We start from the raw sequence: 26,467 nt of genomic DNA, 5'->3' as shown, positions 1-26,467 counted from the left end.
AATCCCGCCAATCGACACTGCGCGTCGGGACCATGCGCAACCGGATCGCTATCGGAACACGTTGCGCATATCCGCAGCGGCCCACTCGAACAAACGGCGTGCTGCCGGCGTCACGCCACACATATGAATGCAGCCATGCACCATTCCGGGCAGCACACGCAGATTGACCGGCACGCTGGCATGCCGTAACCGCTCTGCGTACGCTTGCGCATCGCCGTGCAACGGATCGAATTCACACGCGAGCAATGTGACGGGCGGCAAGCCCTCGTGCGAGCCTGCGCGCAGCGGCGACACGTACGGCGATCCGCCCTCGGCCGGATCGTTCAGGTACATTGCGTAGCAGTACTGCATGACCTCTTTCGTCAGATAGTAGCCCTGCCCGTAAGTCCGGTAGGACGCCGTGTCCATGGACGCATCGAGCGGCGGGTACAGCAACAGCTGATGCGCAATGGGAGGGCCGCCTTGCTCGCGGGCGACGAGACAGGCCGCCGCCGCGAGGTTGCCCCCTGCGCTGTCGCCGCCGACGGCGATGCGCCCGAGGTCGAGCCCCAGGCTGCCCGCATGTCGAAACACCCAGGCCAGCGCATCGCAGAAGTCCTCCAGCGGCCCCGGGAATTTATGCTCGGGCGCAAGCCGGTAATCGACCGAAAGCACGACACAGTGCGTCGCGCTGGCCAAGGCGCTGCAAGGATTGTCGTAGAGGTCGAGTGTGCCCAGGCACCACCCGCCACCATGCGCATAAACGATGGCCGGCTGAGGTAAACCGCCATCCCCGATGCCGGATGGCCAATAGGCGCGCACGCGTATCTGTTGCCCGTCGCGCGTCGGCACCGAGAAGGTTTCGACGCGGTCGACGGATTCCAATGGTCCGTGCCACGCCCGCAGCGCGCTATCCGTGGCATCGCGCAACTCGGTCAGGGACGAAGCGGGTTCGCCCGAGGCCAGTTGTTCCAGCAATGCCGCAATGTCCGAGTCGACCGGCATATCAGCGGCTCCGTTCCAGGAACGGGAGCAGGTGCCCGATAAAGACCTCGGGTGCCTCCTCCATAATGAAGTGTCCGCAGTCGGGCACGACCGCGCCCTGCAGATCAGTCACGTTGTCTTGCATGGTAACGAGCGGCGCATCGCGGGTGGCATGTTCCGCGCCGATGGCGAGCACCGGCATCGTCAGCTTGCGCTTCGCCCGCGCCTGATTCTGGCGAACCGTCTCCGGTATCGCGCGGTAGTAGGAGAAACCACCACGCAGGCCACCGGGCGATGAATAGGCATCGACGTAGACATCGACGGCCACGCGGTCGCGCCGGAACGACCAGCGATTGAACATGAACTCCAGATAGGCCCGTTCACGCCCCGCAATCAGCGTTTCGGGCAGGTCGACCAGCTGGTTGAACATGAAATGCCACAGGAAGATGTTTTCTTCCGGTGGAACGAAGATCGAAGGCGCGGGCGCCAGCCCGGGGATCACCGCCTCGGTCAATGCCAGCGCCGTCACTGCCTCGGGCCGGTCGCTGGCCAACGCATAGGCCACCCACATCCCGACGTCGTGCCCTGCCACCTGGTAGGTGTCGAAGCCAAGTTCCACCATCACGCGATGCATGATCGCGGCAATGTGCCCCGTGTCGTAACCATCGTGAGGCCGGTCGGAATAGCCGGTCCCCGGCGGGTCGACTGCAATTGCCATGAACCCGCGTTCCTCGAGCGCCCGCATGACGTGGCGCCATGCGTACCAGGTCTGCGGCCAACCGGGAATCAGCAGGACGGGCGCACCCGTGCCCGCGATGACGCAATGTACCCGCTGGCCGTCGATGCGGACATATTGATGAGTAAAGTCGTGGGAGCCGGACGACGGCGACAGAAGTTGAGCGGACATATCGATTTTCCGTAATGAGGTGGGAGCGGCTCACGCCATGCCGAGCATGGTGTGAATTTGCCGTGCATTGACCGCCGCGCCGGCGAAATCGTCGAAGGCGCGCTCCGTCACGCGGATCATGTGGTCGTTGATGAACGCAACGCCTTCGCGTGCGCCGTCCTCCTGATTTTTCAGGCAACACTCCCACTCCAGGACCGCCCAGCCCGCGTAGTCGTACTGCGCGAATTTGGAAAAGATCGACTTGAAGTCGACCTGACCGTCGCCAAGCGAACGGAAACGGCCGGCACGATCGAGCCATGAACTGTAGCCACCGTAGATGCCTTGCCGCCCCGAAGGCCGGAATTCCGCGTCTTTCACATGGAACATGCGGATGTGTTCGCGATAGATGTCGATGTAGGCCAGGTAGTCCAGTTGCTGCATCACGAAATGGCTGGGATCGAACAGGATCTTGCAACGCGCGTGCTGGCCGACCAACGCATGGAAGCGTTCGAACGTGACGCCGTCATGCAGATCTTCGCTGGGGTGGATCTCGTAACAAAGGTTGACGCCGTTGTCATCGCAGACATCGAGAATCGGCCGCCAGCGGCGCGCCAGTTCGTCGAAGGCCGTCTCGATCAGGCCCGCGGGCCGTTGCGGGAACGGAAACAGGTAGGGCCACGCCAACGAGCCCGAGAAGGTGCCCATATCGGTCAGGCCCAGGCGCCGTGAAGCGCGTGCCGCCCACTCGAGTCGATCCAGCGCCCACGCCGTGCGCCTGGCCGGATTGCCACGCAGGGGCTCCGGGACGAAGCTGTCGCACATCGCGTCGTAGGCCGGATGCACGGCAACCAGTTGCCCGAAGATGTGCGTCGTCAACTCGCTGATCTCCAGGCCGTGCTCGGCGAGAGTGCCCCGCACTTCGTCACAGTAATCCTGGCTATGCGCAGCGGTCTCCACATCGAACAGGCGCCGGTCCCAAGCGGGAATCTGCAGCGCCTTGAAACCAAGGCCGGCCGCCCATTGCGCGATGTTCGGCAAGCTGTCGAAGGGCGCGACGTCGGCGGCGAACTGCGCAAGATGGAGGCTCGGCCCTTTGAGGGTACGCATATGCATGTCCTATTGTTTGTCAATCGACAAAGAATAGGACATGGGAATCGCTCGTGTCAACACCGCACGCGATAAAATCAGCGCATCGACGTATTGCAAACGAGAGGGGCAATGGCAGGACGACCGAGGGAATTTGATCGCGACACGGCCTTGAAACAGGCGATGCTCGTGTTTTGGCGGCGCGGCTACGAAGGCACGTCGATGTCCGACCTGGTCGAAGTCATGGGCATCGCATCTGCACGCATCTATGCCGCCTTTGGCAGCAAAGAGGCCCTGTTCCAGGAAGCCGTGATGCTCTACGAGCAAAGCGACGGCAGTTTCGCCGACCACGCCCTCAAGGAAACGAATGTCCGCACGGCGATCGAGACGATGCTGCACGACGCGATCGCCACCTATACGAGGCGCGGCCGCCCCCATGGTTGCATGGTGGTCTCCTCGGCCACGAACTACTCGACCGGCAACGAAGGCGTGATGGCGTGGCTGGCCGAGCATCGGCGAGCCCGAACGCAATCGATCCTCGAGCGCCTGCGAGAAGCGCTGGCCCAGGGCCAGCTCAAGCCCGGCACCGATGTCGACGCACTGGCCGATTTTTATGCCGTGGTGTTGCATGGCATTTCCGTCCAGTCCCGCGACGGCGTCACGAAGGATCGCCTGCTGGCATCCGTCGGACCGGCGATGCTGCCGTTGGATCTGGCGCTGCGCTAGCGAACCGCCGGCATCTGCCGGCGATATTCGACATCGCATCACGCAACGTGCGCTGTTCAAGCACGGCGGAACCGGCTTCATACTGAATCGCCAAAACGGCCGGCAGGAACAACCCGTACCCCACGCCGCAGAGCGCGATGCAACACGGGAAATCGTCGACTATTGGTTGCTCACGCAACAACGTCAACAAACCGATCCCCACGCAGAAGATCAACACCCCGGTGTTCGACAGCGGGGTCGCAATCAAGCGGTTCGACATCCTCCCGGCAAACGGCGCGCACGGTGCGACCGCAATCGGCCATGGCGCAAAGCCCGCGCGTTGACGCCGAATGCCGTGCCCGGCGAAGCGGGTGGAAAGATCACGCGATGGAGACCGTCACCGACGCCGACGCCGACGCCGGCCAGGATCGCGACGGCGGCAAAGTAATGCCGGCGGATCTCGATGCCTTGGTCGCCGAACGTCTCTGCCATCTGCCGGCGCGACCTTTGCGGGCCTGACGCCCGTTACGTGAACTAGTCGAGACGGGTCCGCTCCCCGTGCCCGGCATCGAGCGCCAGACCGGCGAGCGACTTCAGAATGAACGCGGTCACGCCCCAGATGTCCTGCGGCTGGTCCGCCCAGTACCAGCCGCCCACGCGTTCGCCGTCGCTGTACTGACGCGGCAGGTCCGGATTCAGCAGCGCGGAAAACGGAAACTCGAAAATCTCCTCGACTTCGGCCGGCGCGGCCTCCCATGCGGCGGTTTCCGGCACGATGCCGATCACGGGAAAGATCGCGTGATTCCGCTTTCGGGTTTTATGAATCGGCAAGCACCCGACCACGCGGACCGCGCCGGGCGCGAGGCCGATTTCCTCGAACGCCTCGCGCAGCGCCGTCGCGCCGATACCGACATCGCCCTCCGCCGGACGTCCGCCCGGAAAGCTCACCTGCGACGAGTATTCGCTGAGCCCCGACGAACGCTTGGTCAGCAGGATGGTCGGCTCGCGCCGCGTGACGATCGCGACCAGCACGGCGGAGAATTTCCACTGCCCGTCGTTGTCCGCAAGATATTGCTTCGCACTCGGCCAATCCGTTCCGGCCGGAATCCGGAAACCTTCCACGCCGCGCACGATCGCATCCAGGGCGGCTTGCCCGCCGCCGATACTCGACACGCCTCTGTCGGAAACCATGTGTTCCTCCTGCCCGCCTGAATCGGCAAGCGCCGAGCGACGCCGAACCCGGCACGTGTTAACCGGGCGCGGCGTCGCAATCCTGGTCGTAAAACCGGATGCCCCTCATTCGGATGCGCTCGCCGATGGCGCGCACACCCACTCGACTCTCCGCTCCAGCGCAAGAATAGCCGCCATCGTTGCGGAAATCCGCGCGACCGGGCCGAATCGCCGTCGACGAATCAGAGCACCCTGATGATGCATGAAACGCGGATCGAAGGTATGCCGCACCTTCATCGCATCTTGCGGGCACAATGGCATGGTGCATGGCAACGCCATGCATCGATAACGTCGGTGCAAGCAACCGATCAATCCTGCTCCAGAGTCGGGCAATCGCCACCCCCACGCGAGATTCCAATGACGCCGTATGCCTTCCGCCTGCTGAATGTCTTCGCCGAATCGACGTTCGGCGGCAACCCGCTGTGCGTGTTCGAAGACGCGCGCGGCATGGACGACGCGACCATGCAGGCGCTGGCCGTGCAGTTCAATCTGTCGGAAACGACCTTCGTGCTGCCGTCCGAGCATGCGCACGCACGGGTCCGCATCTTCACGCCGGGCTATGAAATGGCCTTTGCTGGCCATCCGACGCTCGGCACCGCGCATGTCGTGCGTGCCCTGCTGAAAACGGGCGACGCGCTGTCGCTCGAATTCAAGGCCGGCGTCGTCAACGTCGACGCGCGTGACGACGTGTGGACGTTCGTCGCGCCGCACGGAGGCGTGCCGAAGACGGCGCCATGCGAATTGTCCGGCGCGCAGACGGCGGCACTGCTGGGGCTCGCCGAGGACGACCTGCTCGCGCCGCCGATCTGGGTCAACACGGGCGCCGATCAGCTGCTGGTCGCGCTCAAGGACCCCGCAGCCGTGCACCGCGCACGGCCCGACGGCGCCCGCCTCGACATCTGGCCGCCCAGCAGCCTCGGCCGCAAGACCGCGTATGTGTTCGCATTCGACGCGGAACGCCCGGGGACGGTGGTGTCCCGTTACTTCTTCGTGAAGCAAGGCGGCGGTGTGTCGGAAGATCCGGGCACCGGGTCGGCCTGTGCGAACCTGGGTGGCTGGCTGCTTGCCGCCGGACGCGATCTGCCTGCCGCGTTTCAGGTCGAGCAAGGCGAAGCCGTCGGGCGGCCTTGCCTGCTGCGGTTGTCGGTCAGCGCCGCTGGCGCGATCAGCGTCGGCGGTCGCGTGGTGGAGCTCGGACGCGGCGTCGTCAACGTGTAAGGACATCCGACTGACATCTCACCGCCCGCTCCCGACCCGGTCACCGGCATGAACGACATCACCCTCGCACTGCGCCCATCCTGCGATGCCTGCTTCGGCACGGCCGCCGTCTGGCCGCTCGTCGAGCGCGCATACGGCGAGCCGCAGCGCTTCTACCACACGCTCTCGCATCTGGTGGAACTGTTCGCGCATCTCGCGCCGTATCGCTCGGACCCGCTGTGGCCGGCAATCGAACTCGCCGTCTGGGCACACGATGTCGTCTACGCAACGACACTTCCAGATTATTCGCATAACGAATCACATAGCGCGACATGGCTCGTGCAGGTCACGAACGAACACTGCGCGGAATCCTGGCGGCATGCGCACGCATTGCACGTGTCCGTCGCACACGATCTCGTGCTCGCCACGAAATCGCACCGGTTGCCCGAAACATTCGCGGTCGATCCGGCGCTGCAGCGCGCCGGACAACGCTTTCTCGATGCCGATCTCGCGATCCTTGCGGCTACGCCCGACCGGCTGCGCGAATACGATCGCGCGATCGCACGCGAATGGGCGCAGGATCCCGATGCGCCGTCGGCCGCCTTCCGCGCCGGCCGCAAGCAGGCGCTCGAACATCTGCGCGGACAGACTCCGCTGTTTCAATCGGCGGAATTTGCGGCGCTCGCTCCGCTCGCGCAACGCAATCTCGACACGCTGATCGACGCATACGCGTAAGCGTCACCGCACCCGTTCGCGCGAACCCCTCCTCGTCGTCGCCGCGCTCGCGGGGCTCGGCTTCCCGCATGTACGGCTTGCCGTGAAAACAGGGACAGCCTCATCGGTCTCAAGCGACATCTGATGAAGCGTCGCGCTGCCCCCCCCATTCCCGGCCGAATTGCCCGCCCGTTCCCTGGCTCCGAAAGTGACCCCACTAACATCACAAGATTGCATTTTCACATTTTATGTTATTTTATTATCACCTGTTGCGGCCGCCGACGACCACGCGCGCGGCCCACCTCATACCAAGGAAGAGACGCAGATGGAGACAATCGCCGTCATCGGCAGCAATATGGTCGACCTCGTGACCTATGTCGCGCGCATGCCCGCCCGGGGCGAAACGCTCGAGGCGCCGAATTTCGAACTCGGCTGCGGCGGCAAGGGCGCGAACCAGGCCGTCGCGGCCGCGCGCCTCGGTGCGCGCGTCGTGATGGTCACGAAGGTCGGCGACGACGTGTTCGCCGACAACACCATCCGCAACTTCGAGCGCGAAGGGATCGACACCACGCACGTGCGCAAGGTCGCCGGCGTGCCGAGCGGCGTCGCGCCGATCTTCGTCGAACCCGATTCGAGCAACAGCATTCTGATCGTCAAGGGCGCGAACCGCCACCTGAAGCCGGCCGACATCGACGCGGCCGCGCCGGCGCTCGCCGAATGCGCACTGATCGTGCTGCAGCTCGAGATCGAACTCGACACCGTCTATCACGCGGTCGAATTCGGCGCGCGGCACGGCATCCCGGTGCTGCTGAACCCCGCGCCCGCGGTGGCCGACCTCGATTTCGAACGGATCCGCTCGGTCGAATTCTTCGTGCCGAACGAAACCGAGCTCGCGATCGTGTCGGGCATGCCGGTCGATTCGCGCGAGAGCGCCACCCGCGCCGCCGAAGCGCTGGTCGCGCGCGGGCTGAAGCACGTGCTCGTCACGCTCGGCAGCAACGGTTCGCTGCTCGTCTCGCGCGACGGCGTGCGGCACGTGCCGGGCGTCCCGGTTGACGCGCGCGACACGACGGGCGCGGGCGACGCCTACATCGGCTGCTTCGCGCGCTGCTACGCCAGGTCGCGCGATGCCGTCGACGCAATGCGCTACGCGTCCGCGTATGCCGCGCACTCCGTCACGGGCCTCGGCACGCAGAAGTCGTACGCCGACGCCGCGACGTTCGAACGCTTCCTCCACGACGCCGGCCTCTGAACGGCGCCTTCATCGACGAGACATTGGGAAGGAGACACCCATGAGCCGAGCCAGGATCGAACACACACCCGACGGCTATTACCTGAACCGCACGCCGCTCTTCGCGTTCACGCTGCTGTGCTGCCTGTTCGCGCTGTGGGGCACCGCCGCGAACCTGAACGACGTGCTGATCGCGCAGTTCAAGAAATCGTTCTTCCTGTCCGATTTCGAATCGGCATTCGTGCAGTCCGCGTTCTATCTCGGCTACTTCTTCCTCGCGATTCCGGCCGCGACCGTCGTGAAGAAGTTCAGCTACAAGACGACGATCCTCGTCGGCCTGCTGCTCTACACGACCGGCTGCCTGCTGTTCTTCCCTGCTGCGTCGATGGCGAAATACGGGATGTTCCTCGTCGCGCTGTTCGTGATCGCCGCGGGCCTGTCGTTCCTCGAAACGGCGTCGAACTCGTACTCGACGCTGATGGGCCCGCGCGACACCAGCACGCGGCGGCTGAACATCTCGCAGACGTTCTATCCGTTCGGCGCAATGGCCGGCGTCTACATGGGCAGCCTCCTGATCTTCAAGGAAGGCGACGCGTCGCATGCGCAGCTCGCGGCGATGTCGGCCGCCGAAGCGCACGTGCACCAGCTCGCGATGATCCAGGCCACGCTCGAGCCGTACAAATGGCTGATCGTCGTGCTGGTCGCCGTGTTCATCGTGTTCGCGCTCACGCCCTACCCGGCCTGCAAGGGCAACGGGCCCGGCGCGGTCACGCACCGGATCGACGCGCGCGGCACGCTTGCGCGCCTGTTCGGCAACCGGCGCTTCGTCGCGGGCGTGGTCGCGCAATTCCTGTATGTCGGCGCGCAGGTCGGCGTGTGGAGCTTCACGATCCGGCTCGCGATGCAGATCGGCGGCCTCACCGAGCGCGGTGCGTCGCACTACCTGCTCGCGACGTTCTTCGCGTTCTTCGTCGGCAAGCTGGTCGCGACGCTCGTCATGAAGCGCGTCGGCCCGGCCAAGGTGCTGATCGTCTACGGCATCCTGTGCATCGCGCTGCTCGCGTACACGATCAGCGTGCACAACATCACGGCCGTTTATGCGGCCGTGGGCGTGAGCGTGTTCCTCGGCCCGTGCTGGCCGACGATCTACGGCCTGACGATCGACGGTCTCGGCAAGGACACCGAATACGGCGGCTCGATCCTCGTGATGAGCATCGTCGGCGGCGCGGTCGTGCCGCTGATCCAGGGGCTGATCTCCGACCACACCGGCGGCAACATGCAGCTCGCGTTCGTCGTGCCGCTCGCGTGCTTCGTCGTGATCGTCTACTACGGCTTCTACTGCCTGCGCCACCTGCCGGCCGCAACGCCCGACGCAGCCGCCGACGGCCGCGCGCCGGCGCGCTACGCCGCGTCGCGCAACACGTCCGGAGCGTGAGCATGCGAGGCGAGATCGAACTGCGGCGCGACGACTTCCGCGAAACCCCGCGCACGCTGTACCGCACCGACGGCCTCACCGTCACCGCGTTCGCGTATCCGTCCGGCGTCGAGGCGCTGAAGCTCGAAAACCGCCGCGGCCATCTCGTCGTGCTGCCGTATCTCGGCCAGATGATCTGGGCCGCCGAATTCGACGGCCACGACCTGACGATGAAGCACATGTTCCGGCAGCCGAAGCGCGCGGCGTCGATCATCGACACCTACGGCTGCTTCATGTTCCACAGCGGGCTGCTGCGCAACGGCTGCCCGGGGCCGGACGACACGCATGCGCTGCATGGCGAAATGCCGTGCGCACCGATGGACCGTGCGAGCCTCGTCGTCGGCACGGATGCGCGCGGCGCAATCGTCGAAGTGACCGGCGAATATGAGTACGTGCAGGGCTTCGGCAGCCACTATGTCGCGCGCCCGTCGGTGCGGCTCGCCGAACACGACGCGCAGATGACGATCGCGATGGACGTGACGAATCTCGGCGGCACGCCGATGGACCTGATGTACATGGCCCACCTGAACTACGCGTACGTGCCGGGCGGCCGCTTCGTGCAATCGCTGTCGCGCGGCGGGTTGCGGCTGCGCGACAGCGTGCCCGCGCACGTCAAGCCGACCGCCGCGTGGCGTGACTACACGGCCACGCTCGCACGCGAGCCGGAACGGCTCACGACGCTCGATACGCCTGCGCTGTACGACCCCGAGATCGTGTTCTTCATGAACGGCGTGGAAACCGACGCCGACGGCGTCGCGCATTTCCGGCTCGCGCATCCGGACGGCGGCGCCTTCCACACCGCCTACCGCCCCGGGCAATTCCCGCATGCGACGCGCTGGATCCTGCACAACGCGGACCAGCAGGTCGCCGCGTTCGCGCTGCCGTCGACCTGCGAGCCGGAGGGATATGAAGCCGAACGCCGCAAGGGCCATGTCGCGACGCTCGCACCGGGCGCGACGCGACGCTTCGACGTGCTCACCGGCTACCTGAGCGCAGCGGAAGCACGCGATGCTTGATGCGATGCAAAGCGCGAAGGCCGCTCGCGCGGCGTCAGGTCACGAGCGCGATCCCGTGTTCGCGAATCGCCGTTTCGTAGCGGCGGCTCAGTTGCCCGTCGGAGATCACGTAGTTGAAATCGGTCAGTTCGGCGAAATAGGCCGCGCGCACTTCGTCGAACTTCGTGTGGTCGACGAGCAGAAAGCGGTTCTGCGCGCGCGCCATCACCTTCTTCTTCGCGTCGACTTCGTGGAAATTGAAGCACGTGACGCCGCAGCGATCGCTGACGCCAGCTGCCGAGATGAATGCCTTCGACACGCGCACCGAATCGAGGATGCCCGTTTCGGCGACCGATTCGAACACCATGTTCTGGCGGTGATACGCACCGCCGCACAGGATCACGTTGCAATGCGGCTTCTGCTGCAGCTTCGCGAACACGTTCAGCGAGTTGCAGACCGCCGTGAACTCGAGGTCGTCCGGGATGAAATCGACGATGAACGGCGTGGTCGAGCCGCAGTCGACGAAGATCGTGTCGCCGGTCGTCACGAACTGCGCGGCCAGCTTGCCGATGCGGCGCTTCTCCTCGGTCTGCCGGTTGTTCTCCGCGCTGATCAGGTATTCGCCGATGTCGCTGCGCTGCGCGGCGAAATGGCGCGTCACATAGCCGCCGATCAGGCTGAGGCCGTGCGGATTGTCCGCGAGATCGCGGCGGATCGTCATCTCGGACACGCCGAACAGCTCGGCCACTTCCTTCAGATGAATCGCGTTCTGCCCTTGCAGCACGTTCATCAATGTCTTGATCCGTTCGCCCTTCTTCGTTTCCATGCCAGTATCCTGCGTACCCGTCACATCCGTCGCGTGTCGTGCCGGGCGCACAGGCCCGGCCGGAATGTCGTATTTGTAACAAACCGATGTGAAAACATCAACTTTCCGTGTGCCCTTCCGGCACACGAACCGTGGAGTCCTGACACATGCCGCTTTCCAACGCCCAACTCGCCCAAACCATCGATCACACGCTGCTCGCGCCCGACGCGAGCGACGCGCAGATCCGCGAACTCTGCCGCCAGGCGGCCGAGCATCGCTTTTACTCGGTCTGCGTGAATTCGGCGAACGTGCCGCTCGCCGCACGCGAGCTGGCCGATACCGGCGTGCTCGTCTGCGCCGTGGTGGGTTTTCCGCTCGGCGCGGGGCTGTCGGCCGCGAAGGCATTTGAAGCCACCGCCGCGATCGCGGCGGGCGCCGGCGAAATCGACATGGTGATCAACCTCGGCGCGCTGAAGAGCGGCCGCGCCGACGACGTGAAGGCCGACATCGAAGCCGTGCACCGCGCATGCGGTGCGGTGCCGCTCAAGGTGATCCTCGAAACGGGGCTGCTGACCGACGACGAGAAGGTGCGCGTGTGCGAGATGTGCCGCGATCTCGGCGTCGCGTTCGTGAAGACGTCGACCGGGTTCGGTCACGGCGGCGCGACGCTCGCGGATGTCGCGCTGATGCGCCGCACGGTCGGCCCGGTGCTCGGTGTGAAGGCATCGGGCGGCGTGCGCGACCGCGCGGCCGCGCTCGCGATGATCGAGGCCGGCGCGACGCGGCTCGGCACGAGCTCGGGAGTCGCGATCGTCACCGACCAGGGCGGCAGCGAGTCGGGGTACTGAACCGGCGCCGGCGTCAGCGGGTGAAGACGTTCAACCCGCCGTCGCTGAACAGTTCGGCCGTCACGCGCGTTGGCGGTGTGCCGGCGAACGTGAGCGCATATTTCGAACCGGGCGGCGCCATTTCACCCGACGGGCTGATCGCGAACGTATCGCCGTCCCAGTGCGTGCACGCGAACGACACGTTGCCGGCACCGATCGTCAGCACCAGCGCGTTGTTGACGACGCTCACCGTCATCGGCCCGTAGTAGTCGTTGCCGTAGGTGCCGGCATAGGCGGTCAGCGCTTGCGGCGGCGCAGGCGACATGGGAGCGGCGACACCGGCCAGCGACCCGGCCGGCGCGGTCAGCGGGGCCGTCTGTTCCTTCGCGAAGGCAGCCCAGTCCCGTTGCTGCGCACCGTACTGGACCAGGTCGAGGAAGGCGAAACCGATCGCCTCCGCCACGCCGACCGGCCAGGTGTTGGTCAGCACCGCAATGCCGATGTCGAGCGACGGCACGAGCACGAAGAAGGTTCCGGCGCCCAGCAGGAAGCCGCCGGAGTGGCTGACCATCGGCCGCCCGCCGTCAGCGGTCGTGCCGACGTTGAAGCCGTAGCCGTAGTACGCGGCGGCGCCGTCCGCGCTCGCCGGGTGGATCAGGATCTGCGCCGACAGTGCGGGCGACAGCGCGGCGGCGGGGATCAGTTGCGTCGCGCCGGCGCGGCCGTTGGCCAGCACCATCGTCATCCATCGTGCGAGATCGTTGACCGACGAGCTCACGCCGCCTGCCGGCGATTGCAGGTCGGCATCGCGCGGCGCCGTGACCGGCACGAACACGCCATTGACGGGCACGTGCCCGACCGCATGGTTCGCGCTCGCCTGGTAGTCCGCGTATCGCGAGCTCGTGCGCGTCATCCCGAGTGGCGCATAAACGGCCTGCTCCGACAGCGTCGCCCAGTCGATGCCGGCCGCATTCGCGACGCCGATCGCCGCGGCTGTCAGGCCAATGTTCGTATACGCGTAATGGCTTCGGTAGCCGACGAGCGGGATCTCGCGCAACCGGTTGAACACGGTTGCCCGGTCGAACCCGAGTTCCTCGAGCTGATCGCCGACATGCTCCGGCAGGCCCGAACGGTGCGCATACAGGTCGGCGACCGTCAGCGACTGTGTGACCGACGGGTCGGACAGCGCGAACGACGGCATCAGCTGCTGCATCCGCGTGTCCCAGCTCACGACACCTTTGCCGACCTGCGACGCAACGACCGTCGCGCCGATCGACTTCGAGACCGAGGCAAGCTGAAAGATCGTATCGGCGTCGACAGGCTGGCCGGTGGCAGTGCTGCACACGCCGTAACCCTTCGCGAACAGCGTCTTCCCGCCGTGCGCGACAGCTACCGCGATGCCAGGCACGCCCGAGCTGCCGAGCAACGCGCTCACGAGCGGATCGAGCTGTACGACGGCCGCCGCGATCCGTGCGTCGGACACCGGCGCGAGCGGATCAGCCGACACCGAATCGCCACCGCATGCCTGCAGCATGCCGAAGCCGCCGAGGCCCAGTGCCGAGCCGAATACCGTCTTGAGGAAGCGCCTGCGATCGAGAGAGTCGGTCATGATGCAAACCCCGTGGATTGGTGCGTGCGTGTTCTGTTTTTTTGATCTCCGACGCGATCCGGCACGGCCCGGCCCCGATCGCCCGGACAATATGCCTGCACCGCACGAATCCCACAATACCCGGGCGTGGCGCCGATCGTCGTCGCACACCATCTTCATTCCATGCCGTAACCCCGGCACAATGCCGCTCATGCGCTACGACAACACCTTCGTTTACCCGTCCGCCGGCATCGCCGGCCGGCTCGCCAACCGGATCGTCGCGAGTGGCCCGCTGCTGCGCGCACGCCGCGCGCTGCTGTCGCGACTGCCGTTCCTGCAGCTCGCGAGCGACGTCGAGCACGTCGTGTATTGCACATGGGTCGTCGATGTCGACGCCGTTGCGCATCTCGTGCCGCGCGGCGTCACGCTCGCGAGCCGCGACGGCCGCACGCTGTTCACGACGCTTACCTATGCGCACCGGCACTTCGGCCCGCGTCTCGCCGGCCCGCTGCGGCGCGTGTTTCCGTCGCCGCTGCAGAGCAACTGGCGGCTCTACGTCGACGCGCTGCCGGACGGCAAGCCAGCCGATCGCACCGTGCTGTTCGTGAAGAACGTGTTCGACCACCCGCTCTATGCGCTCGGCAGCCGGCTCTTCAGCGACGCGCTGCCGTCGCATCTGGCGCGGCGCTTCACGCATGGGGTGCGAGACGGCCGCTACGACACGCTGCTGGCCAGCGGCGGCGGCAGCGCGCCGGACTTCCGCTGCACGGCCGAAGCGTCGGACGACCGAACGCTGCCCGCCGCATTCGCGCCGTTCTTCAGCGACTGGCGCGCGGCCATCGCGTCCCTGTCGCTTCAGCACGCGGCCATCGCGCATGTCGAGGACTGCGACCGTCTTGCCTATGCATCGATCGACCTGCCGATCGACATCGATGCGGTCCGGCCGCTGAAGACGGTCGGCCCCACCGGCGGCGGCGATTTCCTCGCACGCATCGGCGCCACCGGCGAACCGATGTGCTTCGTCGTCCCAGACGTCGCATTCCGCGTACTGTCCGAGCGCTTGCTGTAGCGCGACATTCAGCCGGGCCGGTGCCCGGGTGAATCTTCGTCCGCGAGCCGCCCCGCGTAATCGCGCGCGAACTGCACGGCGATCCGGCCCGAGCGCGCGCCGCGTTCCAACGCCCACTGCAGTGCGGGCTCGCGCGCGGCGCGGATCTGCTCGCCATCGAAGCCGGCCGCGCCGAGACGGCTCTCGACCACGGCCAGGTACTCGTCCTGCGTGAAGCCGTAAAACGTGACCCAGATCCCGAAACGCTCCGACAGCGAAATCCGTTCCTCGACCGCGTCGCCCGGATGCAGCTCGCCGTTCTCCGCACGCGTCACGTTCGCGTTGTCGCTCGCCTGCTCGGGCATCAGGTGGCGGCGATTGGAGGTCGCGTACACCAGCACGTTCGACAGGTCGCTCGCGACCGAACCGTCGAGCACCGTCTTCAGCCCCTTGTAGCCGGTCTCGCCGGCCTCGAACGACAGGTCGTCGCAGAACACGATGTAGCGCTCGGGCCGCGCGCGCACCAGCTCGACGATCGCCGGCAGGTCGTTCAACCCTTCCTTGCTGACCTCGATCAGCCGCAACCCGTGCGCGGCGAACGCGTGCAGGCATGCCTTCACGATCGACGACTTGCCGGTGCCGCGCGCGCCGGTCAGCAGCACGTGATTGGCCGCGAACCCGCGCACGAACTGCCGCGTGTTCCGTTCGACGATCGCCGCCTGCCGGCCGACGTTGCGCAGCGCGTCGAACCCGGCGAGCGCGGGCGTGGCGATCGGTTCGAGCGGCGCCGTTCGAGGGCCGCCGCCGAAGCCGCGCCAGCGAAACGCGACGGCCGCATCGAAATCGACGGCCACCGGCTGCCCGGTGTGCGCCATCGCTTCGAGCGCGGTCGCGATCCGTTCGAGCTGGCGGGACAGCGACGGGTCGGCAACGGGCACACGCGCATCCGGCCGCGCGGCAATCAGGTCCGGCATGTCGAAATCGGCGCTCATTGACGGACACCTTGCGACGCACTTGCCTGGAACGGGAACCGCTGCGCGATCGCCACGCCGACGAGCGCGACACCGCCGCCGATCAGGTGATACAGCCGCAGCGATTCGCCGAGCAACACGATCGCGCCGCCGGCCGTCATCAGCGGCAGCAGGTTCATGAACATCGCGCAGCGGCTCGGGCCGAGCAGCCGCACGCCCTGCATCCACAGATACGGCAGCACCACCGACGCCAGCACGCCGGCGTACAGGATCAGCGGCACGCTCGCGCGCGTCGGCCATGCGGCCTGCGCGGGCAACCGCAGCAGCATCGGCAGCATGAACACGAGCGCGGCCAGCGCCTGCACGTAGGTCGACTGCCATGCCGGCAGCGCGCCGATGCGCCAGCGCTTGAGCAGCACGCCGTACAGCGCATACGCGGCCGACGCGGCCAGCATCAGCAGGTCGCCCACGTGCACGCCTCGCGCGGCGATCGCCGTCGGGTGCCCTTCGGCGATCAGGTAGACGACACCCGCGAGCGACAGCACCCCGCCGCCGATCATGCCCGCGCCCGGCGGGTCGCCGAGCAGCAGCGAACTGAGCACCATCGTCATCAGCGGCACGAGCGCGGTGATGATCGCCATGTTGGTCGCGCTGGTCGTCCTCGCGGCCTCGTAGGACAGGCTCTGGAACAGCGCCATCGCGAGAAAGCCCAGCACCGCGAGCTTCGGCAGGTGCGCGACGAGCACCGCGCGATTGCGCCACGCGGGAGCCAGCGTGAAGACGCTCATCAGCGCGACCGCCAGCAGCAGCCGGTAGAACGTAATGGCCGACGGGTCGATCGTCGACGCAGACAGCTTCGACACCACGACGTTGCCGGCCCACAGCGCGATCGCGCAGAAGGGAAACAGAAAAGGAGACTTGTTCATCGCGTTTGACGGATTAATATCCTGACAGGGAATCTGGCGTGAATCGGAACGCCATCGTGCCCGCCCGCCCACTGCCTGTCTCACGCCAAAATGTCAGGACTTATCGCCAATCGGACATTCGAGTCCACCCAGCCGCTTGCGCACCTGCGCTACGAATCGACGCCGATGCCCGTGTCGGCCATGGCGGCGGCGTACGCGCACGGCACGTCGATCCCGACGCACCACCACCGCCGCGCGCAGCTTCTCTATGCGATCGAGGGCGTGATGCACGTGCAGTCGGAAGGCGCGTCGTGGGTCGTGCCGCCGACGCGCGGCGTATGGCTCGAAGCCGGCCTCGACCATACGGTGCAGATGAGCGGCGACGTGCAGATGCGCACGGTGTTCGTCGAACCGGGCGCGGTCGAGCACCTGCCCGCGCGCAGTTGCGTCGTGGAAGTGCATCCGCTGTTGCGCGAGCTGATCCTCGCCGCGGTCGACGTGCCGCTCGACTACGCGCCGGGCTCGCGCCACGATCACCTGATGCACCTGCTGCTCGCCGAGGTGACGGTCGCGCCGCTGCTGCCACTGTACCTGCCATGGCCGCACGATGCACGCCTGCGGACGATCTGCGACACGCTCGTCGCCGCGCCCGACGACCTGCGCACGATCGCCGAATGGGCCAACCTGCTCGGCCTGTCGGTCCGCACGCTGCATCGCGCGTTCCGGCGCGAGACGGGGCTCAGCTTCCGCCGCTGGCGCGAGCAGGCGCGGCTGCTGCTCGCGCTCAAGCGGCTTGCGCACGGCGAGAAGGTAGTGACCGTCGCGATGGATCACGGCTACAGCAGCCAGAGCGCGTTCTCCGCGATGTTCAAGCGGCACTTCGGCGTGTCGCCGTCGGCGTTTTATGCGTAGCGCGGGTCACCCCGGCCCGGCTCACTCGCCGCCGTCGAGATTCACGACTTCAACCCGCCGGTTCACGGCCGCGCGCGGATGCGCCGGGTCTTTCGGCCGTGCACTGCCCACGCCCTCGACCGCGAGCCGCGTGCCGTCGATCCCGAAGCTCGACACGAGGTAGTCCGCAACGGCCTGCGCGCGCCGCCTCGACAGCGCGAGATTCGCGCTCGCGTTGCCCGACGCGTCGGTGTGCCCGACGATCCGGAACCGGGCGTGCGCGAGCGCGTCGTCGCTCAGCGCATGACCGAGGTTGTCGAGCAGCACCCGGCTGCCCGGCGTGAAGCGGGCCGACGAGAACTCGAACTGGATCGCGAGGTTCACGGACGGCCCCGGCATGTCATCCTGAGTGCGCACCGGTGCCCGTTCGACGACGATGCCGCGCAAGCTGCGGCTCGCGCCATGCGGCGCAAGCTGCTGCACGATGTCGGCGGCAGACGGGCGCATGTCGGCGGCATCGCCGGCATGCGCCGGCAATGCGGCGAACCCGCCGGTGCACCACAGGCAGGCCGCGACACGCGCGGCAAGCATCGTCTTCATGCGTTCACTCCTTCGCCACCGTCTTCAGCGGCAACACGGCAACCGCCACCGCGTCGCGCGCGGAGGCCGAATCGGGGTCGAGCAGCGGCATCCGGAATTTCGTCAGGAATTCGCGATCGACCTCCCTGTCGGGCAGCGCGCCCGCGACGAGCCGCCGCCGCGACGCGATCACGACGACGATCTCGTCGCCAAAGGGTTTCGCGACGCGATACACGGGCTGACCGTTTCTGCCGCCGCCGAACACGAGCCGGCTGCGCGGCGGCACGGGGCGCGGCGATGCGCCTTCCGGCCAGCTCAGATAGACGACTTCGCCGCTCGCCTGCAGGTACGCAACATACAGGTAGCTCGGATAACCGGGGCTCGTCACCTGCAGCGCGAGCGAATCGCCTTCCCGATAGTGCTCGGCCGGATGCCCGACCGCCTTCACGTCGAGCCCACCCGCATGGCGCAGCCCCTGATCGAAACTCAGGTAGACCTCGCACTGCGGCCACGGATGCACGGTCACGCGATTGTCGACGTGCCCTGCGTCCGGCATCGCGGCGACAGCCTTCAGCAACGCATCGAGATCGCCCTGCGAGCCGACGAAGCCCGTGAGCGCCACGCTTCGGTCGGCCGCCACACCGGCATCGACGTGCGCGCACTGCAGTTTGTCCACGCGGCGCCGGATCGCATCGCGCAGCACATCGGGCGACGCGTTCTGCCGAATCACCGGCGGCGCGGGAGGCGGCACCGGCGGCTCGGGTTCGACATGCGCGGCAGCCAGCAACCGCCGAATCCCGTCCGGATCGATTTCGTCGATGACGAACGGGCCGTTCGACAAGTTCGCGAGCAGCGTCTGGTAGTCGATGCGCAACAGCCCCTGTTCGCCCCAGCGCTCGCCCCACGAGTTGACGACGGTGAATGTCTGGCTCGCGTCGTCATAGCCGGCGATGACCATCGCGTGCGCATTCTCCTTCGGCAGCACGTCGCGGAAGACCCCGCCGCGATACCGCTGCAGCGCGCTCGTGATATCGCCCGAGTAGATCCCGATCACGACCGGCTTGCGTGCGAATACCGCGCCGCGGATCTTCTCGAGGACGTCCCGATCGTCCTTGTCGATCAGGCTGTAGGTGAGCAGTCGGTTGCTGCGCGCATCGCGCATGCGCAGGTCGTCGGGCAGCGCGGAACACGCCTTCGGATCGTACGGCAAGCCGTCGAACGTGACGAGTCCGTTGTCGTGAATCGCATCGAGCGCGGCCGTGACCGACGTGCCGCCCTCGCAGCGGCCGCGATGCAGCAGGTTGAACAGGTAGGCCGGGCTGAAGGCCACGCGACGCCGCTCGCCGGCCGCCGCGCCCTGCCGTTCGAGTTGCAGGTTGAAGGCCGCGCTGAGCGCGTTGTAGCCGGTCGCCCAGGCCGTGCACGAACCCTGCTCGCCCTGCGAGCGCACGAGCGGGAAATAGCGGGTGAAATCCGAGCGCGGTGGCAGGTATGCGCGATAAGCGGGCTGGCGCGGCACGGCCGCGAGCACGGCGGGCGGATCGTCGACAAGCCCCGTCGCATGACTGGTCTGCGCGGACACCGGCCGCACCGCGGCCGCAAGCAGTATGCACGCGATGGTGAAACGGAGGCGATGGCACATGATCAGAGTCCTCGACAACCGGATGCCGTGCGCGCGTTCACGGTGCGCGGCCGGATGCGTGTGTCACGTTTTCGTGAACGACATCAGTTCGCGACGCTCGCTTTCGGACATGATGCCGTGCCGGTCGTAGTTCACCGTATCGATCGCGATGAAGCGCGGCACCTTGCCAGGCGCGACCCAGTACGTGCGTGTGCGTCGCGACGGTGCGTAGAGCCGCCAGCCGTTCGCCTCGACCCGAAACGTGTCGAACCGGCCGGCCGGCACGTCGATCGTCTCGCGCGCGACCACCCTGCATGTCAGTTCGACGACGTCCACCTTGCCGTTCGGAAACGTGTAGTCGAAACGCGTGATCCATTCCTTGCCGATCGAGTACTCGCTCGCGAACAGCTGGTTGTCGCCGAGCAGGCCGCCGTCGGCCTCGCGGCGCGGATTGCCGAGCAGGTCGGTCACGAACTTGCCGCCGTTGAATTCGATCCGGTCGCCGGCGATACGCGTCACGCGATGCACGAACACCCGCTCGCCCTGATGAAGACGATCGATGAACCGGTAAACGTAACGGTCGCCGAGCGCGATCCTGCCGGCTTCCGCGCTGCCCTGGCTGTATGGATTCGCGGACGAAGTCTGAACCCGGATCCGTTGCTCGCCGCTCTCGGCCAGCAGACGATCCAGCTCGGCCTGGGCAATTTCACTGAAATGTCCGTTCGGATGCGCCTTCAGGTACGCGAAGATCGCCTGCGCGGTGCCGAGCTGCTGCGCCGCCTGCCAGTCGTCGCGGTCCCGTCCGAATGCCGCATCGCGCTCCGCCTGCGTCGGCACATGCACGTCAGGCGGCGGCACGAAGAAGAAATCGTCTTCGAGCGACGTGCTCTCCCACGGAATCTGCCGCCCTTGCGAGCGCTGCCGCACCGACAGCCGCACACGCTTGAACACGTCCTCGATCTGCACGCCCGTGCGCACGATCTCCTTCAACAGGTTCTCCGTGTAGAGGCCGTTTCGGCCATCGCCGTCCGACGCGACGTTGCCGGGCGCGGTCGCATATGCAAGCAACGTGCGGGACGGCGCGTCCATCTGGCTCAGTCCCGCGCCCGTCTTGCCCGCCCCGCCGAACGGGTTGTCGCGGCATGCGTCGAGAATCACGACGCTCATCGGATTGTTCGCCTTGCCGAGGCCGCCGAGCAGCGTCGCGACGTCGACGGACTGTCGCACCACGTCGTCCGCACGCGCAAGCTTGACGTCGACGGGCAGCAGGTAGTTGCGCCAGTCGATCTGCATCCCGTGCCCGGCGAAATAGAAAAGTGCGACGGATTGCGTGCGTTCGACCTTCGCGCAGAATTCGCCGATCGCATCGACCATCGGCTGGCGGCCCGCGTCGAGCCGGCGGTCGACCGAAAAGCCGAGTCCGCCCAGCGCATCCGCGATGGCGGTGGCATCGTTGACGGGATTATCGAGCGCGGCGCGCGGATACGCGGCATTGCCGATCACGAGCGCGGCGCGCGGCGCATCGCGAAGCGCCGCATGCGCGACCGGACCATCGAGCCACGGGAGCGCCGCAAGCGCCGACAAGCGGCCGAGCATCACACGACGCCGCGGATCGAATCGGGATCGCAAACACGGTCGCATGCCGTTCCCCTTCGCCTAGCGCGCGGCCGGGGCCGGCGCCGGCGCCGGCGCCGCGATTCGCGCGAATGGTCTGACGATTCCGTTCACGGCACCTCCCCGGGGCGTCCCCGTCACGCGATCGTTCGCGTGCCTGATGGTTGTCCGCTTATCATCCGGGGAAATCCCGCCCCGTTCAAATCGGGTGTTTCGCCAATGTGGCGGGATTGCGATGCCTCAATATCCTGACGATTGAGGGTGATACGGTCCCTATTGAGCCGACCTTGGCGCGCCTCGCGCGCCTTGCCGCTACCGCGCCGCAATCCCCGCGACGAAGCACACGCACGCAGCCGCCGACGCAACCGTGCGCACGTGATTCCACATCGTCCAGTCGTGCACGTAGCGCGTCCACTGCGCCACGCCTTGCGCGGTCGCCGGATCGGCCGCGGCAAGCGCGTCGTTGAGCGGCACGTTGACGGCCATCGTCACCGCGAACATGCCGAACACATAGAGCACGCCACCCGCGGCGGCGGCCATCGCGCCCGGCCGGTCGCGATCGAACAGCGCGATCACGACGAGCGCGAGCGCCATCAGCGTCGTGCCAAGAAACAGCGGCATGAACGGCGACCGCACGATGTCGACATTGATCGCCTTCATCGCGGCCGCGCCGGCCTGCGGCGCGATCCGTCCGAGCGACGTCATCACGAACGTCGAGAACGCGAAGTACACGCCGGCCATCAACCCGCAGCCGACGGCCGAACCCCACAGCAGCGCGGAAGTCACGAACGCGATCATGGTCATGCGCTCCACACGCCGGTTGCGGCTGTCGCACGCGCATAGTCGGCGAAATCGCGCGCCGGCCGCCCGAGCGTCTCTTCGATGCCGTGCGCCACCGCGCTGTTGCGCCCGTCGAGCACCACGCGGAACAGATCGTCGAGCAGTTCGACGACCGGCTGCGGTACGCCGACCTCACGCAGCCCCGCGACGAACGCATCGGGCGGAATCTCGCGATAGGCGATCGGCCGCCCGGCGGCACGCGCGATTTCGCCGACGGCTTCGGCAAACGTCAGCGCGCGCGGGCCCGTGACTTCGATCACGCGATCCGCGCACCGCGCATCGGTAAGCGCCGCCACGGCCACATCGGCGATGTCGTCCGCATCGACGAACGGCTCGCGCACGGCGCCCGCCGGCAGCGCGACTTCACCGGCCAGCACGCCGTCGATCAGGTAGCCCTCCGAGAAGTTCTGGTTGAACCAGCTTGCGCGCACGACACCCCAGCCGATGCCCGACGCCTGCAGCGCCGCCTCGGCCGCCTGCGCACCGGGCTCGCCGCGCCCGGACAACAGCACGACGCGCTCGACGCCGCTTTCCCGCGCGAGCCGCGCAAACGCGGCGATCGTTTCCACCGCGCCTGCAACGGACAAATCGGGCTGGTACGTCACATACGCCGCCGACACGCCATCGAGCGCGGCCGGCCAGGTCGAGGGCGCCGTCCAGTCGAAGCGGATGGCCGACGTGCGCGACACGGGCCGCGTCGCGAAGCCGCGCGCGCGCAGCCGTGCATCGACGCGGGCGCCCGTCTTGCCCGAACCGCCGACGATGAGGATGGGAAGTGCCGACATGTGCGTCTCCTTTGACAAAAATACGAGAATGTCTCGTGTTTCAAAAACACGATAGACTCTCGCATTAGCAAGGTCAAGTTTTTCCGGAGGCGGCATGGGCCGACAAAAATCGGGGCAGAACAGCGAGCCCGCAGCGGCGGGAGCGGACGCGCCGGCGCGCGCGCGGCTCGTCCCGACGCAGCAGCGCAGCCGCGAGCGGTTCGAGCGCATCCTCGCGTGCGCGTCGGAGGTGATGATCGAGAAAGGCTGCGATGCGTTCCGGATGAGCGACATCGTCGAGCGCACGGGCATCTCGTTCGGTTCGCTGTATCAGTACTTTCCGGACAAGGCGGCCGTGATCGGCACGCTTGCGGAGCGCTACAACGAGGCCGGGCACGAATGCGTACGGCGCGACCTCGCGACGATGAAGACGCTCGACGACCTGCACGGCACGCTCGCCCGCATCACGGACAGCTACTACCGGATGTTCGTCGACGAGCCGCTGATGCGCGACATCTGGCGTGCGACGCAAGCCGACCGCGCGCTGCAGGCACTCGACCAGGCAGACGGCGAGTTCCTGGCCGGCCTGTTCGCGGATGCGTTGGGGGAAGTGGCGCCCGACACGACCCGCGCGCAACGGAGCGCGTTCGCCGAGCTGATGATGATCCAGATCGCGGCGGCCGTGCGTCACGCCATCATGCTGCCGCCGAAGGCTGCGCGGCAGATCCTCGCGATGTTCAAGCACACGCTGCCGCGGGATCTGGCGGTGCTCGACGCGTAACCGCGCCGCTCAATGCACGCGGCCGCCCGAAGGCGGCCGCGCGAAGTGGCATGATTCGCCGCTTACTTGCCGTAGTCGTACACCCCGCGCCCGGTCTTGCGCCCGAGCCGCCCGGCCGTCACCATCTCGCGCAGCAGCGGGCAGGCACGATATTTAGGATCGCCGAAGTCCTTCAGGAACACGTCCATCACCGCGAGACACACGTCGAGGCCCACGAGGTCGGCCAGCGCGAGCGGCCCGATCGGGTGATTCGCACCGAGCTTCATCCCCGCGTCGATCTCCTCGGCCGACGCAATGCCTTCAGCCAGCACGAAGAACGCTTCGTTGATCATCGGCACGAGGATCCGGTTCACGACGAAGCCCGGCGAATTGCGCACGCCGATCGGCGACTTGTCGAAACGCTCGGTCAGCGCGCGCACGGCCGACGCGGTCGCATCGCTCGTCTGCAGCCCGCGGATGATCTCGACGAGCGGCATCAGCGGCACCGGGTTGAAGAAGTGCATGCCGAGGAAACGCGACGGATCGGCAAGGAGTGCCGCGAGCGCGGTGATCGAGATCGACGACGTGTTGGTCGCGATGATCGCGTCCGGACGCGCGACGGCCTCGATCTGCTTCAGGATGCGGCCCTTCAGCTCGACGTTCTCGGTCGCGGCCTCGATCACGATGTCGACCGATGCGAGCTTCGCGTAGTCGGTCGACGTCGTAATGCGCGCCAGCGCCGCATCGCGTGCGGCCGCGTCGAGCTTGTCCTTCGACACGAGCCGCTCGAGGCTGCCCTTCAGCGTCGCGACGCCTTTCTCGAGCGCGGCGTCGCTGACGTCGATCATCACGACGTTGAGTCCGGCAACGGCCGCGGTTTGCGCGATGCCGTTACCCATGGTTCCGGCGCCCACGACGCCGACGATTTCGATGGACATGAAAGTTCCTGTGTGTTCGGGTGCTGAGCAGTCGATTATCAGATGTTCTCGAAGATCGCTGCAATGCCCTGGCCGCCGCCGATACACATCGTCACGAGCGCGTAACGCCCGCCGATGCGCTTCAACTCATACAGCGCCTTCACCGTGATCAGCGCGCCGGTCGCACCGATCGGATGACCGAGCGAGATGCCCGAGCCGTTCGGGTTGACCTTCGCGGGATCGAGGCCGAGCTCCTGCGTAACGGCGCACGCCTGCGCGGCGAACGCCTCGTTCGCCTCGATCACGTCGAGATCGCCGATCTTCAGGCCCGCGCGTTCGAGCGCCTTCTGCGTGGCCGGCACCGGGCCGATGCCCATGTATGCCGGGTCGACACCGGCGTGCGCATACGCGACGAGGCGCGCGAGCGGCTTCACGCCCTGTGCGCGCGCAGCGTCCGCGCTCATCATCAGCACGGCTGCCGCCGCATCGTTGATGCCCGATGCATTGCCGGCCGTCACGGTGCCGTTTTCCTTCGCGAACACCGGCTTCAGCTTCGAGAAATCGTCGACGCTCGCATCGTGACGCACGTGCTCGTCGGTGTCGAACGCAACCTCGCCCTTCTTCGTGCGGATCGCGATCGGCAGGATCTGATCCTTGAAGCGCCCTTCCGCGATCGCGCGCGCCGCGCGACGATGCGATTCGAGCGCCAGCGCATCCTGCGCGTCACGCGAGATGTCGTACTTGCGTGCGACGTTCTCGGCCGTCACGCCCATATGGATCGTCTGGAACGGGTCGTGCAGCGCGCCGAGCATCATGTCGACGAGCTTGCCGTCCCCCATGCGCTGGCCGAAGCGCGCGGCCGGCACGGTGTACGGTGCGCGGCTCATGCTCTCCGAGCCGCCGCCGATCGCGACGTCGGCATCGCCGAGCATGATCGTCTGTGCGGCCGACACGATCGCCTGCAGGCCCGAGCCGCACAGGCGGTTCACGGTCAGCGCCGGCGCATGCTGCGCGACACCGCCGTTGATCGCCGCGACGCGCGCGAGATACATGTCCTTCGGCTCGGTGTTCACGACGTGGCCGAACACGACGTGGCCGACCGCATCGCCCGACACGTTCGCGCGCGACAGCACTTCGGCGACCACCTTCGCGCCGAGATCGGTCGGCGAGAAATCCTTCAGGCTGCCGCCGAAATCACCGATCGCGGTACGGACACCGCTCACCACCACGACTTCTTTCGCTGCATTGCTCATCGTCTCACTCCGGTTCGTTCGCGCCCGCAGGCGCGGGGATGCGTTGCGTTACATGTTCGGGTAATTCGGCCCGCCGCCGCCTTCCGGCGTGACCCACACGATGTTCTGCGTCGGGTCCTTGATGTCGCAGGTCTTGCAGTGCACGCAGTTCTGCGCGTTGATCACCAGCCGGTCGCTGCCGTCGTCGTTCTTCACGAACTCGTACACCGCCGCCGGGCAGAAGCGCCCCTCCGGCCCCGCATACGTGCGCAGGTTCACGTTCACCGGCACGTTCGCATCCTTCAGCGTCAGGTGCGCCGGCTGGTTCTCTTCGTGATTCGTGTTCGAGATGAACACCGACGACAGCCGGTCGAACGTCAGCTTGCCGTCCGGCTTCGGGTATTCGATCGGCTCGCATTGCGACGCCGGCTTCAGCATCTCGTGGTCCGCATGCTTGTGGTGCAGCGTCCACGGCACGTTGCCGCCCATCACCTTCTGCTCGAGCCCGACCATCAGCGTGCCCAGGTACAGGCCCTTCGCCATCCACTGCTTGAAGTTGCGCGCGCGGTACAGCTCCGTGTACAGCCACGACTGCTTGAAGGCATCCGGGTACGCGTTGAGCTC

General features: G+C 66.8%; 28 protein-coding genes. 12 read left to right on the top strand and 16 right to left on the bottom strand.

The window, feature by feature from the left end; all coding sequences use genetic code 11:
* Positions 1–48: 48 nt before the first annotated feature.
* The 3 genes from HWX87_RS32150 to HWX87_RS32140 are packed head-to-tail and all read right to left on the bottom strand — an operon-like array spanning position 49 to position 2,956.
* Entirely contained in the window at positions 49–984 is a 936-nt protein-coding gene (locus HWX87_RS32150) for an alpha/beta hydrolase (RefSeq protein WP_176050976.1), read from the bottom strand.
* A gap of 1 nt (position 985) precedes the next feature.
* Positions 986–1,870 (bottom strand): alpha/beta hydrolase, encoded by an 885-nt coding sequence (locus tag HWX87_RS32145; protein ID WP_176050975.1) that lies wholly within the window; start codon positions 1,868–1,870, stop codon positions 986–988.
* 30 nt (positions 1,871–1,900) lie between these two features.
* Complete coding sequence (locus HWX87_RS32140; RefSeq protein WP_176050974.1) at positions 1,901–2,956, bottom strand: sugar phosphate isomerase/epimerase family protein; 1,056 nt, start codon at positions 2,954–2,956, stop codon at positions 1,901–1,903.
* A 111-nt stretch (positions 2,957–3,067) separates the two neighbouring features.
* On the opposite strand from HWX87_RS32140, the gene HWX87_RS32135 reads away from it, so the two are divergent.
* The 3 genes from HWX87_RS32135 to HWX87_RS38265 all read left to right on the top strand — a co-directional run bounded on the left by HWX87_RS32135 (position 3,068) and on the right by HWX87_RS38265 (position 4,159).
* On the top strand, positions 3,068–3,661 hold the full coding sequence (locus tag HWX87_RS32135) for a TetR/AcrR family transcriptional regulator (RefSeq protein WP_176050973.1): 594 nt from the start codon (positions 3,068–3,070) through the stop codon (positions 3,659–3,661).
* 137 nt (positions 3,662–3,798) lie between these two features.
* On the top strand, positions 3,799–3,984 hold the full coding sequence (locus HWX87_RS32130; protein ID WP_176050972.1) for a hypothetical protein: 186 nt from the start codon (positions 3,799–3,801) through the stop codon (positions 3,982–3,984).
* A gap of 43 nt (positions 3,985–4,027) precedes the next feature.
* The gene (locus tag HWX87_RS38265) at positions 4,028–4,159 is read left to right on the top strand and encodes a hypothetical protein (RefSeq protein WP_279612987.1); all 132 of its coding nucleotides are present in this window, start codon (positions 4,028–4,030) and stop codon (positions 4,157–4,159) included.
* A gap of 15 nt (positions 4,160–4,174) precedes the next feature.
* Here HWX87_RS38265 and HWX87_RS32125 read toward each other — a convergent pair whose 3' ends face one another.
* On the bottom strand, positions 4,175–4,831 hold the full coding sequence (locus HWX87_RS32125; RefSeq protein WP_176050971.1) for an NUDIX domain-containing protein: 657 nt from the start codon (positions 4,829–4,831) through the stop codon (positions 4,175–4,177).
* A gap of 396 nt (positions 4,832–5,227) precedes the next feature.
* Here HWX87_RS32125 and HWX87_RS32120 point away from each other — a divergent pair, with 396 nt between their 5' ends.
* From HWX87_RS32120 to HWX87_RS32100, 5 genes are all read left to right on the top strand, one after another.
* Entirely contained in the window at positions 5,228–6,088 is an 861-nt protein-coding gene (locus HWX87_RS32120) for a PhzF family phenazine biosynthesis protein (protein ID WP_176050970.1), read from the top strand.
* Between the two features lie 48 nt (positions 6,089–6,136).
* Positions 6,137–6,802: a hypothetical protein gene (locus HWX87_RS32115; protein ID WP_176050969.1), complete on the top strand. Its 666-nt coding sequence runs from the start codon at positions 6,137–6,139 to the stop codon at positions 6,800–6,802.
* 304 nt (positions 6,803–7,106) lie between these two features.
* The gene (rbsK, locus tag HWX87_RS32110) at positions 7,107–8,033 is read left to right on the top strand and encodes a ribokinase (RefSeq protein ID WP_176050968.1); all 927 of its coding nucleotides are present in this window, start codon (positions 7,107–7,109) and stop codon (positions 8,031–8,033) included.
* A 40-nt stretch (positions 8,034–8,073) separates the two neighbouring features.
* Positions 8,074–9,447 (top strand): L-fucose:H+ symporter permease, encoded by a 1,374-nt coding sequence (fucP, locus tag HWX87_RS32105; RefSeq protein WP_176050967.1) that lies wholly within the window; start codon positions 8,074–8,076, stop codon positions 9,445–9,447.
* A gap of 2 nt (positions 9,448–9,449) precedes the next feature.
* A complete protein-coding gene (locus HWX87_RS32100) occupies positions 9,450–10,502 on the top strand; it encodes an aldose 1-epimerase family protein (RefSeq protein WP_176050966.1) in 1,053 nt (350 codons plus the stop codon).
* Between the two features lie 34 nt (positions 10,503–10,536).
* Here HWX87_RS32100 and deoR read toward each other — a convergent pair whose 3' ends face one another.
* Positions 10,537–11,307 (bottom strand): DNA-binding transcriptional repressor DeoR, encoded by a 771-nt coding sequence (gene deoR / locus HWX87_RS32095; protein ID WP_059242175.1) that lies wholly within the window; start codon positions 11,305–11,307, stop codon positions 10,537–10,539.
* A gap of 146 nt (positions 11,308–11,453) precedes the next feature.
* Between deoR and deoC the strand changes: the two genes are divergently transcribed.
* A complete protein-coding gene (gene deoC, locus HWX87_RS32090; RefSeq protein WP_176050965.1) occupies positions 11,454–12,134 on the top strand; it encodes a deoxyribose-phosphate aldolase in 681 nt (226 codons plus the stop codon).
* 13 nt (positions 12,135–12,147) lie between these two features.
* Here the strand turns inward: deoC and HWX87_RS32085 are convergent, their stop codons facing one another.
* Positions 12,148–13,722: a serine hydrolase gene (locus HWX87_RS32085; RefSeq protein WP_176050964.1), complete on the bottom strand. Its 1,575-nt coding sequence runs from the start codon at positions 13,720–13,722 to the stop codon at positions 12,148–12,150.
* 181 nt (positions 13,723–13,903) lie between these two features.
* On the opposite strand from HWX87_RS32085, the gene HWX87_RS32080 reads away from it, so the two are divergent.
* Positions 13,904–14,770: a DUF2071 domain-containing protein gene (locus HWX87_RS32080; protein WP_176050963.1), complete on the top strand. Its 867-nt coding sequence runs from the start codon at positions 13,904–13,906 to the stop codon at positions 14,768–14,770.
* Positions 14,771–14,778: 8 nt separating this feature from the next.
* Here the strand turns inward: HWX87_RS32080 and HWX87_RS32075 are convergent, their stop codons facing one another.
* Both HWX87_RS32075 and HWX87_RS32070 read right to left on the bottom strand, forming a co-directional pair.
* The gene (locus HWX87_RS32075) at positions 14,779–15,741 is read right to left on the bottom strand and encodes an ATP-binding protein (RefSeq protein WP_176050962.1); all 963 of its coding nucleotides are present in this window, start codon (positions 15,739–15,741) and stop codon (positions 14,779–14,781) included.
* On the bottom strand, positions 15,738–16,646 hold the full coding sequence (locus HWX87_RS32070) for a DMT family transporter (RefSeq protein ID WP_176050961.1): 909 nt from the start codon (positions 16,644–16,646) through the stop codon (positions 15,738–15,740). Before HWX87_RS32070 ends, HWX87_RS32075 begins: the two co-directional genes overlap by 4 nt.
* A 90-nt stretch (positions 16,647–16,736) precedes the next feature.
* Between HWX87_RS32070 and HWX87_RS32065 the strand changes: the two genes are divergently transcribed.
* Positions 16,737–17,537 carry a helix-turn-helix transcriptional regulator gene (locus HWX87_RS32065; protein ID WP_176050960.1) on the top strand — a complete coding sequence of 267 codons (801 nt, stop codon included), beginning with the start codon at positions 16,737–16,739 and terminating at the stop codon, positions 17,535–17,537.
* A gap of 21 nt (positions 17,538–17,558) precedes the next feature.
* On the opposite strand, the gene HWX87_RS32060 is transcribed toward HWX87_RS32065, so the two are convergent.
* From HWX87_RS32060 to HWX87_RS32040, 5 genes are all read right to left on the bottom strand, one after another.
* On the bottom strand, positions 17,559–18,116 hold the full coding sequence (locus HWX87_RS32060) for an OmpA family protein (protein ID WP_176050959.1): 558 nt from the start codon (positions 18,114–18,116) through the stop codon (positions 17,559–17,561).
* A 4-nt stretch (positions 18,117–18,120) separates the two neighbouring features.
* Positions 18,121–19,737 carry a C1 family peptidase gene (locus tag HWX87_RS32055; RefSeq protein WP_176050958.1) on the bottom strand — a complete coding sequence of 539 codons (1,617 nt, stop codon included), beginning with the start codon at positions 19,735–19,737 and terminating at the stop codon, positions 18,121–18,123.
* Positions 19,738–19,800: 63 nt separating this feature from the next.
* Positions 19,801–21,312 carry a caspase family protein gene (locus HWX87_RS32050; RefSeq protein WP_176050957.1) on the bottom strand — a complete coding sequence of 504 codons (1,512 nt, stop codon included), beginning with the start codon at positions 21,310–21,312 and terminating at the stop codon, positions 19,801–19,803.
* 330 nt (positions 21,313–21,642) lie between these two features.
* Positions 21,643–22,128 (bottom strand): anthrone oxygenase family protein, encoded by a 486-nt coding sequence (locus HWX87_RS32045; RefSeq protein ID WP_176051060.1) that lies wholly within the window; start codon positions 22,126–22,128, stop codon positions 21,643–21,645.
* A 2-nt stretch (positions 22,129–22,130) separates the two neighbouring features.
* Entirely contained in the window at positions 22,131–22,955 is an 825-nt protein-coding gene (locus tag HWX87_RS32040; RefSeq protein ID WP_176050956.1) for an NmrA family transcriptional regulator, read from the bottom strand.
* Positions 22,956–23,049: 94 nt separating this feature from the next.
* Between HWX87_RS32040 and HWX87_RS32035 the strand changes: the two genes are divergently transcribed.
* Positions 23,050–23,715 (top strand): TetR/AcrR family transcriptional regulator, encoded by a 666-nt coding sequence (locus HWX87_RS32035; protein WP_176050955.1) that lies wholly within the window; start codon positions 23,050–23,052, stop codon positions 23,713–23,715.
* A 62-nt stretch (positions 23,716–23,777) separates the two neighbouring features.
* Here the strand turns inward: HWX87_RS32035 and HWX87_RS32030 are convergent, their stop codons facing one another.
* From HWX87_RS32030 to HWX87_RS32020, 3 genes are all read right to left on the bottom strand, one after another.
* Positions 23,778–24,632: a 3-hydroxybutyryl-CoA dehydrogenase gene (locus HWX87_RS32030; RefSeq protein WP_176050954.1), complete on the bottom strand. Its 855-nt coding sequence runs from the start codon at positions 24,630–24,632 to the stop codon at positions 23,778–23,780.
* Between the two features lie 38 nt (positions 24,633–24,670).
* Positions 24,671–25,864 (bottom strand): beta-ketothiolase BktB, encoded by a 1,194-nt coding sequence (gene bktB, locus HWX87_RS32025; protein ID WP_176050953.1) that lies wholly within the window; start codon positions 25,862–25,864, stop codon positions 24,671–24,673.
* Positions 25,865–25,912: 48 nt separating this feature from the next.
* A partial coding sequence (locus HWX87_RS32020; RefSeq protein ID WP_176050952.1) for a 4Fe-4S dicluster domain-containing protein occupies positions 25,913–26,467 on the bottom strand: 555 nt, incomplete at its 5' end.

Source organism: Burkholderia sp. BCC1644 (genome assembly GCF_902833225.1).
Lineage (GTDB): Bacteria > Pseudomonadota > Gammaproteobacteria > Burkholderiales > Burkholderiaceae > Burkholderia.
The sequence above is the reverse complement of the archived record's forward strand: the minus strand, read 5'-3'. Positions and strand labels throughout refer to the sequence as shown.

Coding starts and splice junctions, on each gene's coding strand:
- HWX87_RS32150 (WP_176050976.1), bottom strand. CDS start 984: ATGCCGGTCGACTCGGACATTGCGGCATTGCTGGAACAACTGGCCTCG.
- HWX87_RS32145 (WP_176050975.1), bottom strand. CDS start 1,870: ATGTCCGCTCAACTTCTGTCGCCGTCGTCCGGCTCCCACGACTTTACT.
- HWX87_RS32140 (WP_176050974.1), bottom strand. CDS start 2,956: ATGCGTACCCTCAAAGGGCCGAGCCTCCATCTTGCGCAGTTCGCCGCC.
- HWX87_RS32135 (WP_176050973.1), top strand. CDS start 3,068: ATGGCAGGACGACCGAGGGAATTTGATCGCGACACGGCCTTGAAACAG.
- HWX87_RS32130 (WP_176050972.1), top strand. CDS start 3,799: ATGCAACACGGGAAATCGTCGACTATTGGTTGCTCACGCAACAACGTC.
- HWX87_RS38265 (WP_279612987.1), top strand. CDS start 4,028: ATGGAGACCGTCACCGACGCCGACGCCGACGCCGGCCAGGATCGCGAC.
- HWX87_RS32125 (WP_176050971.1), bottom strand. CDS start 4,831: ATGGTTTCCGACAGAGGCGTGTCGAGTATCGGCGGCGGGCAAGCCGCC.
- HWX87_RS32120 (WP_176050970.1), top strand. CDS start 5,228: ATGACGCCGTATGCCTTCCGCCTGCTGAATGTCTTCGCCGAATCGACG.
- HWX87_RS32115 (WP_176050969.1), top strand. CDS start 6,137: ATGAACGACATCACCCTCGCACTGCGCCCATCCTGCGATGCCTGCTTC.
- rbsK (WP_176050968.1), top strand. CDS start 7,107: ATGGAGACAATCGCCGTCATCGGCAGCAATATGGTCGACCTCGTGACC.
- fucP (WP_176050967.1), top strand. CDS start 8,074: ATGAGCCGAGCCAGGATCGAACACACACCCGACGGCTATTACCTGAAC.
- HWX87_RS32100 (WP_176050966.1), top strand. CDS start 9,450: ATGCGAGGCGAGATCGAACTGCGGCGCGACGACTTCCGCGAAACCCCG.
- deoR (WP_059242175.1), bottom strand. CDS start 11,307: ATGGAAACGAAGAAGGGCGAACGGATCAAGACATTGATGAACGTGCTG.
- deoC (WP_176050965.1), top strand. CDS start 11,454: ATGCCGCTTTCCAACGCCCAACTCGCCCAAACCATCGATCACACGCTG.
- HWX87_RS32085 (WP_176050964.1), bottom strand. CDS start 13,722: ATGACCGACTCTCTCGATCGCAGGCGCTTCCTCAAGACGGTATTCGGC.
- HWX87_RS32080 (WP_176050963.1), top strand. CDS start 13,904: ATGCCGCTCATGCGCTACGACAACACCTTCGTTTACCCGTCCGCCGGC.
- HWX87_RS32075 (WP_176050962.1), bottom strand. CDS start 15,741: ATGAGCGCCGATTTCGACATGCCGGACCTGATTGCCGCGCGGCCGGAT.
- HWX87_RS32070 (WP_176050961.1), bottom strand. CDS start 16,646: ATGAACAAGTCTCCTTTTCTGTTTCCCTTCTGCGCGATCGCGCTGTGG.
- HWX87_RS32065 (WP_176050960.1), top strand. CDS start 16,737: ATGTCAGGACTTATCGCCAATCGGACATTCGAGTCCACCCAGCCGCTT.
- HWX87_RS32060 (WP_176050959.1), bottom strand. CDS start 18,116: ATGAAGACGATGCTTGCCGCGCGTGTCGCGGCCTGCCTGTGGTGCACC.
- HWX87_RS32055 (WP_176050958.1), bottom strand. CDS start 19,737: ATGTGCCATCGCCTCCGTTTCACCATCGCGTGCATACTGCTTGCGGCC.
- HWX87_RS32050 (WP_176050957.1), bottom strand. CDS start 21,312: ATGCTCGGCCGCTTGTCGGCGCTTGCGGCGCTCCCGTGGCTCGATGGT.
- HWX87_RS32045 (WP_176051060.1), bottom strand. CDS start 22,128: ATGATCGCGTTCGTGACTTCCGCGCTGCTGTGGGGTTCGGCCGTCGGC.
- HWX87_RS32040 (WP_176050956.1), bottom strand. CDS start 22,955: ATGTCGGCACTTCCCATCCTCATCGTCGGCGGTTCGGGCAAGACGGGC.
- HWX87_RS32035 (WP_176050955.1), top strand. CDS start 23,050: ATGGGCCGACAAAAATCGGGGCAGAACAGCGAGCCCGCAGCGGCGGGA.
- HWX87_RS32030 (WP_176050954.1), bottom strand. CDS start 24,632: ATGTCCATCGAAATCGTCGGCGTCGTGGGCGCCGGAACCATGGGTAAC.
- bktB (WP_176050953.1), bottom strand. CDS start 25,864: ATGAGCAATGCAGCGAAAGAAGTCGTGGTGGTGAGCGGTGTCCGTACC.